An 11,257-nucleotide genomic window follows, 5' to 3' on the forward strand; every position below is an offset into this window, starting at 1 on the left:
TAAAAAGATCGCTGATTTGCTCTGAGACGGGGGTGATGGGTAATGTGGCAATATTTCCCGAGCCTCTTTCTACATGGAAATCCAGTGAGCGCCCTGGTGAATCATGAACGATTTTCTGGAGCTGTTCCCAATACAATATTTTTTCATCGTTAATGGATAAAATCCGGTCTCCTGTTTGCAGTCCTGCAACAAGGGCTGGCGACTCTTCTTTTACAGTACCGACAACAGGAGCGAGAGCGGGAACTCCAATCAAATAAATGCCATAATAGATGGCTATGGCAAAAAGGATATTGAAAAGCGGGCCTGCAAACGCAATGGCAAGGCGATGTGTGACAGGTGCAGCAGAAAAAGACCCTGCCTCCTCGGCATCTTTTTCATCTAATTCCTCCCCTTTCATCTTTACATAGCCACCAAGAGGGATCCAGGCAAGGAGATATTCGGTGTCACCGCGTGTAAAGCTGGCTATTTTAGGTCCAAAACCAAGAGAAAACTTTTCTACAACGACACCCACTTTACGGGCGACCAGGAAATGACCCAGTTCGTGGACGAAGATAAGCGCTGCCAGGCCCCCTAAAAAAGCCAGCATTTTAGTCCCGAAGCTTAGGACTGTATCCAGAGATAGTAATGAAAGTTCAAACATATAATTAATGGCTCTGTGTGTAATCCAGTATCTCCACCCCTGGCGGAGTTTTTAACTGGAACTGTTCTTCCGGAATACTATGATTGATTCGCACCCGGTAAAATTGGATTTCTGTTTTGTTTCCTAATTTATCATACACGGTCGACCCTGAAATTTGGTAGTTTTTCTTATCAGCCAGAAGGACAAGCCGTTCCAGGTTTTGCTCAGAAGTTTTGGGAATTAAGGTGACGATGATATTCTGGTCTTTCTCGGTCACACTTTCAACATTAAAGGCCTGGGTCAGTTTCCCTTTTCCTGCAAGAAAGAGTGCAGGGGTGTTGGATGAATATATACTTTCAACTGGGACCTTGCTGGCCTGCTCTTCTTCTGGGATATAGAGCCACAGGGTTTTGTTATTGCTGATTAAAATTTGTGTGTCAGGGGCTCCATAGACCCATCTCATTTTTCCTGGCTTCTTGATTTGTACCTGGCCCTCAACATTTTGAGTTTGATTCATCATTTTTATATAAGATTTTTGTATGAAGTGGGCTTCAAAAGTTATTGTCTTTTCATACTGACTTTGAATGGCGTCCAAAGCCTGCTGTTCAGAAGTTTCTGCATAGAGAGTTCCTGGAAGAACTAATAGAAAAATGATAACAAAAAGTTTTTGTATATTGTTCAATGAAATTTTTCCTTCTATTTTTTATGCAAAACCCTTCTTCCAGAAAGTGTCAATTGCTCTTCAGCAATCAGTCTAATGGCTTCGGGATAAATGATATGTTCCTGTTCAAGAATTCTTTCAGAAAGGGTGGCTTCGTTGTCGCCATCGAAAACAGGGACTACCGCCTGCGAAATAATTGCTCCACCGTCTACTTCTTCATTGACAAAATGTACGGTACACCCTGAAAGCCGGACACCATAATCCAAGGCTTGTTTCTGTGCGTTCAACCCTGGAAACGCAGGAAGTAAAGAGGGGTGGATGTTAATAATCCGATTTGCAAATGCTTCAATAAATCGCTTGCCCAGAACTCTCATGAAACCCGCAAGGCAAACCAGATTGACAGATCTGGATTGAATTTGTTCTACCAGATTTTGCTCATAACTGTTTCTGTCGGAAAAACCTTTTGGGTCAAGAAAAAGAGACTCAATGCCGTGCTTTTCGGCCCGTTCCAAAGCGTACGCATCTTTTACATTACTCACTACCAAAGCAATTTCAGCACGCAGGTTTTTTTTTTCAATACTATCTATGATGGCTTGTAAATTAGAGCCTCGTCCTGAAACCAAGACAGCGAGTTTGAGTTTGTCTGGTGTCATTTAAAGGGGATAGTAAGGTTCATAGGGGACGGGTGCTAACATTTTATTGAGCTTATCATTAAATAATGTTTAAAATCAATGATTTCGATAATTTATGAATAAATTGGATAAATATAATCCTGTTTCGATTTTATGGGAATGAGGTGTTTGAAGATGGTGACTTGCGATCAATTACTCTCAAACAACGACCCAGGAAATATCGCTCCGGTGAATTTATTTTCCTTTTAGCCATATATTAATGACTAAAAATGGCAGAATTGTAACGTTAGCGTGAACAAAAAGAGAGAAATCTTTTTTAAGATGTAATTCTGTGATGTAATAGGTTTTGATTTCTTAGTCGGAACTTTTTAATTTAATGAGGATGAGCTCATTGATGGAGAGCAAACTGGATATTTTGATCATCGATGATGATGAAACGGATCGACAACAGGTTCAACGCCTGCTTGATGATGAGGGGATGAATGTGTCTATCCACGAGGCTGAGGATTGCTCATCCGGAATAGAAAAAATAAAATCAACCAAAATAGATTGCGTGTTGATTGATTATAAATTACCTGATGCTACAGGTTTGGAAGTTTTGGAAAAACTAAGAATTGTCGACAGGAGTAACGTCCCTTTAATTTTGCTGACAGGGTTTGACGATGTGAAGTTGGCCACTGAAGTGATGAAGAAAGGGGCATCAGACTTTTTATCCAAACGTAAGCTTCATGGAGTGGATCTGGTCAGAAGTATAAAAAAAGCTATTCAGGTTCGTTCTTTTGAAAAAAAGGTATATGCGGCTGAGCAGGCATTGGCAGAGAGTGAAAAGACGTATCGCACAATTGTCGAAACAGTATCAGATGTTATATTCCGATTAGGATCGGATAAGAAAGTAGAGTATATCAACCCCGCAATTCGGTTTTTTGGTTATGACCCTGGAGAATTGATTGGGCATTCGATAGACAAGTTTATTGATGTGTCTTCCGACGATCAGGATTTAATTTCAAAAATAGCAACTCAGTCAGTTGGTCCGCTTGCAACCAGCAATATGGAAGTAAATATCAAAGAATCTATTATGGAAGGTGAAAAAAGGTTGATTCCTGTGTTAATGGATGCTTTTGGGTTATGGGATGTTTCTGACGAGGAAGTTTTTAAAAATAATGGCGAAAAAAACTTTCTGGGAACACTTTGTATCGCACGAAATATTATGGAAATCAAAGCGGTTGAGGAAGAGCTGTTGCGCACCCAAAATCGCTTGATGGAGATGGTAGATGAGCTCAAAAAAGTTTCCATACTTGATGGGTTGACAGGAATTGCCAATCGACGATTTTTCGAAGAGTTCTCTGATAGGGAATGGAAACGGGCACAGCGCGATAAACAACCCTTCACTGTTGTAATGATTGATTTGGACTGTTTCAAAGCCTATAACGACACCTATGGACACCAAAGAGGGGATGAAAGCCTGAAAGCAGTTGCCAAAATTTTAAAGGATTCGATGAAAAGACCCTCAGATCTGGCTGCCAGATATGGAGGAGAAGAGTTTATTGTGATTCTTCCCGACACGAGTAAGAAGGGAGGGTATGAGCTTGCTGAAAAATTGCGAAAGAAAGTCTTAGACTTGAAGCTAGAGCATAAAAATAATGTTTGTGGTAATGAAATTACCGTCAGCGTAGGAGTTGCAATGGATATAGCTGAACCGGGAAAGAAACTATATGATCTCATAGACAAGGCAGATAAAGCTCTTTACGAGGCAAAAAACTCTGGCCGTAATCAGACCTTGGTTTATGAGAGCAAAAATTGACTTTGAAATAAAAAAAGGGTTTTTTGGGGAATATCTTAATAGAAAAACGGATCTTATATACCGGAATTTACATTCCACCCCTTTTTGAGATCCGTCTGCCTGCTCTACCTCCCTGGCGGGCGGATCTTTTTTTTCATCCACCCGCTCCCTTTTTTGTAAAGCGCAAATATTGAGTCCTTTTCAGGAAGTGCTTCCATTATTTCAATAAGTTGGTTATATTTTTTTCAAGGCAATATTGCATTTGTGTTTGCCGAAAGCTTATTTAATTTTTTGTGTTTCATGAAAAACTTCTCTTTATTCATACAAATTCCTTTCATTCTTTTTATATTTTTGGCTGGTGGAGCGAGTTCTGCTTTTGCTGATGTAGACGAAGCGTTTTTACAATCCGTTTATGATGGGAGCATTGAAGATGCGAAGGATTTGCTTAAGCATGGTGCCAATATTGAAGCACGTACTAAAAAGGGGAGCACTGCCTTAATTGTTGCAGCCTCAAAGAGGGATACGACTCTGGTACATTTTTTGTTAAAGCGAGGGGCAAATGTTAATGCCCGAAACCGCTATGATGATACTGCTTTAATATTATGCGCTACGATGGGGAATGTGGGTTGCATGAAGTTGCTCATTTCCAAAGGTGCTGATGTTAACGCAAAAAATATGCTTGGCTGGAGCGCTATTTCCAGAGCCGCCCGGTATGGTCATCTTTCGGCCTTAAAGTTTCTGATAAAACATGGTGCAGAGGTCGATCTTCGTCTCAACGATGGAGCCACACCACTGATCATTTCAGCCCTTGAGCAACATTCAGGTGCGGTTCATATCTTGTTGCAAAATGGCGCGGACCCGAATGTACAAAACCTTGAAGGAACCTCTCCTATATTATTAGCGGTCTTGTCTGGCCGAGGGGATATTATTCGTATATTAGTTGCAAGCGGGGCAAAAATGGATATACGGAGCCCTCTTGGAGATCCTTTGTTATTCTTGGCTGTTGAAAGGGATTTGGTGGATGCTGTCAGAATTTTATTGGAGTTGGGGGTGGATGTTGAAACCCGGAGTTCGAGAGGTTGGACCGCCTTAATGAGAGCTGCAAAATATGGGCGTGTGCTTTCTGCAAAAGCTTTGTTAGAGAATAAAGCCGATGTAAACGTGGCAAGTAAAAATGGCGCAACACCCCTGATGATTGCGGCCGAAAAAGGGGAATTAGAAATGGTTCAGTTTCTTTTAGAGCATCAGGCAAATATAAATGCTAAAAGCAGGAATGGTGCTACTTCATTAATTAGCGCCTCTGCAGGCGGGCATGAAGAAATTGTGGAACTGTTACTCCAAAAAGGGGCAAAAAAAGATGCCAGGATTGCCAATGGTTCAACATCGTTAATGGTTGCGGCAGAAAGAGGGCATTTATCTACTGTAGAAGTTTTACTTCGTCATGGGGCTGATATCCACGCGCGTAGTAATAGAGGTTGGACGGCTCTCATGGTAGCTGCTGCGGGGGGAGATACGCAAATCACAAAGCTTTTTCTTGATAAGGGTGCTAGTACGAAATCAGTAACAAAGAACGGCTGGACTGCCCTCAAAGTTGCGCTCAAATTAGATAATCATGCGGTAGTCAGGCAACTTAAAGCGGCTGGAGTTAGAGATTAGTTCCGCTTAGTTTCTCTGCAAAAGGTTTTCCTGGATATGTTGAAGGAGTCCTATATTTTGTGTGTGTCCAGATTTGCAGGCTTTGATCCGGCCGCGTATGGGTTTTCCCAGCAAATAAAAATCTCCGAGTATATCCAGAATCTTATGGCGGGGGAACTCGTCTTTAAATCGCAGCTCGGTGTTTAAGACTTTTTTGTCGCCAAGAAGAATGAAGTTGTCAAGCTTACCTCCGGTTGCATAACCCATCTTGGTCAATTGTGCAACCTCTTCCATAAAGCCAAAGGTTCTTGCCGGGGCAATTTCCTTTTTAAAGCTTTCATCCCCTTTAAACTCAAAAGTATAATCCTGAACACCTATTGGTTCTGGATAGTCCATATGGTAGCTAACACTAAAACTGTCACTGGGTTCAATTGAAATATAGGGACCACCATTTTCCTTATTTCCAAAAGTATAAACCTTGTCGATCACGATTTCTTCATAATAGCCTTCCTGGTCTTCAAATTCTCCATCCTCTATCAGTTCGCAAAAATCTTTTGCAGAACCATCCATGACCGGAGCTTCATCGCCAATTTTGATGAGAAGGTTGGTGATCCTGTACATATGAAGGACTGCCATAATATGCTCTATGGTTCCAACGGAAGCCGGACCTTTTTGCAAACGGGTTGCATAGTCTGTGGATTGGACATTTTCCAATCGTGCTGGAATGGTTTTGCCGGAGGAAATATCCCCGAATATAATTCCGCTTCCCGGTGGCATGGGTTGTAAAATCAAACCGGTTTTAATACCTGAATGCAAACCACTGCCACATAAAACCACACTGCGCTTGAGGGTGCGTTGAGCGTGACGGTATCCATTGTTGATTTTGTCAGGCTCAGGTATCTCAATGGAATGTCGCTCAATTTTATTTTTCAGTTGTTTTTCTTCTGTGCTAAGGGCTTTGCAGGTTCTTTCAATATCCCAATTGTTACTTTTGAGATGGTGGATGATGAAATGCTTTTCCCAAATTAACTCAGCTTCCTGAAGGGACCCCGCCTGGTCAATGTTCTTGATTTCAATTTTAGGTTGCCAAATTTCTGAAGGTAAATCCTGGGCTGTAATCATTTTCTGGTTTGCCCCGGTGAGAATTAACTTGTTCAACACAGTTCTCAGCTCTTTCACATTTCCGGGCCAGGTATAACGACAAAGCGCAGCCAAGGCATCCTCACCAATTTCAGGGGCGGCAGTATTCTGTGTTTCACGTATTTCATTCAGGTAATCGATTACCATCGCCGGGATGTTTTCTGAATAATCGCGCAAGGGTGGAACAAGCAGACTGGAATCTTTGAAGACATCAAGTAATGCAGGGTGAAACTGTCCTTTATTGGACAGTGCTTCTAAATCCTTGGTGGATGAGGCAAAAATACGAATGGGAATCAACTCTAAATATGATTCATCTGTTTGTGAGCCGTTTGAGAGCAGGGCTTCGGCCAGTTTTTCCTGAATGCCTTTGCTCAGGGATTCAATATTACTGAGATAAAGTACTTTTTCCTCAATGACAGGGCTTGGGGCACTGGAATCTTTTGATCTCTTGCCTGGCCTTTTGAAGAGCAGGGTGTGTAACGCGCGTGCCTGACGAAACGAGCAATTAACTTTTACAAAGGAGCGGTCACTCTTTTTGCTTTGACCATGTATTGCCTGGGCGATAAACCCTTTGCCGGTTCCACTTTCACCAAGCACTAAAACAGGTTTCATGCTTTTGGAAAAATCTTTTACTGCCTTTTTTACTTCAACCATGGACTCGAAACAAAGAGGAAGTTCTTTGGAGGAAAGCTTTTCTCCTACTCTGGGTGCTGTTCGTTTATTGCTCAACACTTCAGATATGGATTGAGTGATACGGTCCATCGAAAAAGGTTTTTCTATAAAGTCTTGGGCTCCAAGCTTGGTTGCCTTGACGGCGGTATCAATAGTTCCGTGACCAGACATTATGAGGACTTCAATTTCAGGGTTATAAGCTTTTACCGTTTTTAATACTTCAATCCCATCCATTCCGGGCAGCCAGATATCCAGTATTACAAGATCAGGAGGATCAGCCTGGATAATTTCCAATGCCTCGATCCCATCACCGGTATCGACTACCTCATAGCCTTCATCTAAAAGAATACCGGTCAGCGAACTGACTATGTTTTTCTCGTCATCAACTATAAGAATTCGTGCTTTGGACATATATATTAAATTGTTGATGCTTCAGGTTGTCGGAATCGTAACACCCTGCCGTGAGTATTCGAGATAATAAATTCTATGGCCAGCTTTGATAAAGTTTTTTTCGTATTTTGTTTTTGGCAAACTTGTACGGTTTTCCATAAAGCCCAATCCCGGATCGCAGTTTTGAAACAATGGATCCGCATTAAAATATTCCAGCATTTCGTTGGCGTAAGGCTCACTATCAGTCGCAAGGTAAATTTGCCCTTCGGGCGCCAGTTTTTGCCCTATTAGTTTAACAAAATCAGGCTTGATCAATCTCCTTTTAACATGCCTTTTTTTTGGCCATGGGTCCGGAAAGTTGATATAGACAGTTTCTAGTTCACCATCTTTGAATAGCAGAGGAATCTTGGAACGAACATCTCCATAGGCCACCCGAATGTTTTCCAACTGAAGTTTTTTAATCCGCGTCATTAACTTGCGGATGCCTTTATGATAAAAATCCATTCCGATAAAATTGGTTTTGGGTTCCTGAGCTGACATCTCTATTAGAAAACTTCCCATTCCAAAACCTATTTCAAGCTTTAGTGGATGGTTGTTGCCGAACTGGACCTCCCAATCGGGCCACTTGTCGATATCAAGAAAAAAAGGATCTTCTTCTTCAATTTTAGCAAAAGATATAAGGGCCATTAGGGTTTTGCGGAGTCACTCTCTTCAGAAATATCATGAATAGTAAGTACTTCAAGAATTTCATAATCCTTGTCACCGTCAGGAAGTGATACCGTAATATCATCGCCTTCTTGTTTTCCCATCATGGCTCTTCCTATTGGTGATGCGGTGGAGATTTTTCCCTTATCGGGGTCTACTTCTTCTGGAAAAACCAAATGATACTGGACCTCTTGATCGCTGTCCAAATCTTTTAGTTTTAGTGAACTACCTAGTCCGGAACGGTCTTTAGGAATTTGGTCCACATTTATGGCCATGATGTCGCTGATCCGTTTCTGTAGGAGTGAAACTCGAGACTCAAGGAACATTTGACGCTCTTTTGCGGCTTTAAACTCGGCGTTTTCGCTCAGGTCGCCATGCTCACGTGCAGTTAAAATAGCTTTGGGAATATCTACCTGAAGCTCTCGTTGCGTTTCTTCAAGATCCTTGTCTAATTTGTCCAAAATGGGAAGCCGCTTCATTAAGAAATAATCTCCCTGAATAATAAATCAAGATTGGTATCGGTTTTTTAACCCTATGAATGATGCAATGTTCCCATCATCAGTATTTTTTTGTAATAAATCCAGAAGCAATGCTTGGCTAGGGCTGGCTTAGATCTGTATCGGGGAAACCAGTTGTTTGAAAAACCTTAAAGGGTTTAAATGTTAAGCCTTACACGTTCTCTGGAGGGTCATTGTAGGGGGTGAGCCATTAGCGGTCAACATAAATTTATGATGCTTGACTCTCAAAATGAAGAAGGCCGATAAATCTATAAATGCTTGACGAATAAGGCAATAAGTGGATAATGTTTAGCATTCGTCAAAACAGGCAAATATTAAAACGTGAATCGTTTACGCAGATTCTGCAAACAACTTGAATGTGAGTCGTGAAAGAAAAACTCCTGAAGTTACTTGAAGTTAAAGGAGATCTTCCTCCTTTATCTGATGTTCTTATAAATTTGGAAGGGCGGATCAATAACCCTGATTCCGAAGATCTCCTCTGAATCTGACCAGCGAGTCGCCTGTGGTAATGAGCTGGAAACTTCTAAAACTCCCATACAGTATGAATTTGCTACCTGGTTCTTGTCAGGAAGGTCGATATGGCAGATTCTGAAAAGTTCCGGTTTTCCATAGATAGAGGTGGAACGTTCACCGATATATATGCCGAGACACCTGAAGGTCCAAGGATTCTCAAACTCCTTTCAGAAAACCCAACTCATTATTCTGATGCTTCGGTGGAAGGTATTCGAAGAATTATTCGCGAAGTGACTGGTAAAACCTATACTCCAGATTCCATTGAATGGATCCGCATGGGAACCACTGTTGCCACCAACGCTCTTCTGGAAAGGAAAGGAGCCCGGACCGCTCTCATCATCAGCAAGGGATTTGGTGATCTGCTTCGCATCGGGAAACAAAACCGTCCAAACATTTTTGATCTGAAAATTGCCCTAAAAGAGCCCCTTTATGAAAAGGTGTTAGAAATCGATGAGCGGGTTATTCCAGAACGGGAATCCTCGCCATCTTCAGTAAAAATTTTACAAGCTCCTGATCTTGAAACTATACGCAGGCAACTTCAGGAATTAAGCAATCAGGGTATAGAGAGTATTGCTATAGCCTTAATGCATTCTTATATCTTCCCGGATCATGAGCGACTGATTTCCAGTGAGGCAAAAAAATATGGATTTAAAAATATCTCTCTTTCCAGCGATGCCATGCCAAGAGCCAGACTTGTCGACCGGGGCAACACGGCCTGCCTCGATGCATACTTGAACCCTCATATACACCATTATCTGAAAAATTTTATAGAAGAATGTGTAAAGCAGGACCTGTTTCTGATGCAGTCTGATGGAGGACTCGTGGAGGCAGATTCTTTCACCGGTAGCCGGGCCATTTTGTCTGGTCCTGCGGGTGGTGTGGTTGGATATGCCCGGACAACAGGTGAAACACCGGTTATTGGGTTTGATATGGGCGGTACCTCCACAGACGTTTCCCGGTTTGACGGAAGCTACGAATGGCAGTTTGAAAGTGAGACAGAAGGAATTCCCAACCTTGTTCCGCAATTAAATATTCATACGGTTGCCGCAGGGGGTGGCTCGCGATTGTTGTTTGAAAATGGAATGTTTCAGGTAGGCCCTTCTTCCTCTGGTGCCTGGCCTGGCCCGGTTTGTTATGGGAACGGGGGTCCTCTCTCTTTAACCGATGCTAATCTGGTTTTAGGAAGGCTTGTTCCCCGATACTTCCCCTCTGTCTTTGGAGAGAATGAAGATCAGCCTTTGTCTAAATCAGATGCGGAAAAAGCATTCAGGGAATTAATGCAGGACATCTGCAGTTCAACAGGAAAAACGAGGTCATTGGAGGAGGTGGCTTATGGATTTGTTGAGGTTGCTAATGAAAATATGGCCCGCGCTATTCACGAAATCACCGGTGCCCGTGGCCACGATGTCCGTGACCATGTCTTGTCCTGCTTTGGTGGCGCCGGAGGCCAGCATGCCTGTGCCCTGGCTCGTACTTTAGGAATATCCCGGGTGTTCATCAGCAGGTTTGCAGGTGTGCTCTCGGCTTATGGAATGGCGCTGGCAGATGTTGTGGTGGATAAAGAAGAACCGGTTAGCCATGAAAGCAGGGACGAGTTAGACTCGAAACTCCAGTCTCTTGAAGAAAAAGCTGTCGCGGAACTGAAACAAAAAGGAAATTTTTCCATCAGCATACAGCGTTATTTGAATATGCGTTATGAAGGTTCTGATACGACTTTTCTTGTGGAGGAGTCGGGCGATGTAGTTGCTTCATTCGAAAAAATGCATCAGCGGGAGTTTGGTTTCAATCCACATAAACGTGAAATTCTTATTGAAGCAATACGAGTGCGGGCAGAAGGTAAATCTCCAGCACCTCTTCAAACCCCTCTGGCTGAAACGGATGCTTCTCCTGCTCCTGATACCCATCAGCCCTGTTATTTCGCAGGTGGTTGGCGCGATACACCGGTTTATGATTTGCAATCCCTTAAAGCGGGGCAGGAATTGAAAGGTCCGG

General features: G+C 42.5%; 9 protein-coding genes. 3 read left to right on the forward strand and 6 right to left on the reverse strand.

Going from position 1 to position 11,257, the window contains the following annotated elements; translation table 11 throughout:
• The 3 genes from rseP to F3741_10030 form a co-directional block, all read right to left on the reverse strand.
• On the reverse strand, positions 1–640 hold a 640-nt coding region (gene rseP, locus F3741_10020; protein ID MZG31120.1), incomplete at its 3' end, for an RIP metalloprotease RseP.
• Between the two features lie 4 nt (positions 641–644).
• Positions 645–1,319 carry an outer membrane lipoprotein chaperone LolA gene (gene lolA / locus F3741_10025; GenBank protein MZG31121.1) on the reverse strand — a complete coding sequence of 225 codons (675 nt, stop codon included), beginning with the start codon at positions 1,317–1,319 and terminating at the stop codon, positions 645–647.
• Positions 1,316–1,933 (reverse strand): phosphoribosylglycinamide formyltransferase, encoded by a 618-nt coding sequence (locus F3741_10030; protein ID MZG31122.1) that lies wholly within the window; start codon positions 1,931–1,933, stop codon positions 1,316–1,318. The genes lolA and F3741_10030 overlap by 4 nt, the downstream gene beginning before the upstream one ends.
• Before the next feature lie 355 nt (positions 1,934–2,288).
• On the opposite strand from F3741_10030, the gene F3741_10035 reads away from it, so the two are divergent.
• Positions 2,289–3,713 carry a diguanylate cyclase gene (locus F3741_10035; GenBank protein ID MZG31123.1) on the forward strand — a complete coding sequence of 475 codons (1,425 nt, stop codon included), beginning with the start codon at positions 2,289–2,291 and terminating at the stop codon, positions 3,711–3,713.
• Positions 3,714–3,992: 279 nt separating this feature from the next.
• Positions 3,993–5,348 (forward strand): hypothetical protein, encoded by a 1,356-nt coding sequence (locus tag F3741_10040; protein ID MZG31124.1) that lies wholly within the window; start codon positions 3,993–3,995, stop codon positions 5,346–5,348.
• A gap of 6 nt (positions 5,349–5,354) precedes the next feature.
• On the opposite strand, the gene lpxC is transcribed toward F3741_10040, so the two are convergent.
• The 3 genes from lpxC to F3741_10055 are packed head-to-tail and all read right to left on the reverse strand — an operon-like array spanning position 5,355 to position 8,713.
• Positions 5,355–7,550: a UDP-3-O-[3-hydroxymyristoyl] N-acetylglucosamine deacetylase gene (gene lpxC, locus F3741_10045; protein MZG31125.1), complete on the reverse strand. Its 2,196-nt coding sequence runs from the start codon at positions 7,548–7,550 to the stop codon at positions 5,355–5,357.
• Between the two features lie 21 nt (positions 7,551–7,571).
• On the reverse strand, positions 7,572–8,216 hold the full coding sequence (gene trmB / locus F3741_10050; protein ID MZG31126.1) for a tRNA (guanosine(46)-N7)-methyltransferase TrmB: 645 nt from the start codon (positions 8,214–8,216) through the stop codon (positions 7,572–7,574).
• Entirely contained in the window at positions 8,216–8,713 is a 498-nt protein-coding gene (locus F3741_10055) for a transcription elongation factor GreA (GenBank protein ID MZG31127.1), read from the reverse strand. Before F3741_10055 ends, trmB begins: the two co-directional genes overlap by 1 nt.
• A 617-nt stretch (positions 8,714–9,330) precedes the next feature.
• Between F3741_10055 and F3741_10060 the strand changes: the two genes are divergently transcribed.
• The coding region (locus tag F3741_10060) for a 5-oxoprolinase (protein MZG31128.1) at positions 9,331–11,257 on the forward strand (1,927 nt) is incomplete at its 3' end.

It is taken from the genome of Nitrospinota bacterium, assembly GCA_009873635.1.
In the GTDB taxonomy this organism is placed as follows: Bacteria; Nitrospinota; Nitrospinia; order Nitrospinales; family VA-1; genus LS-NOB.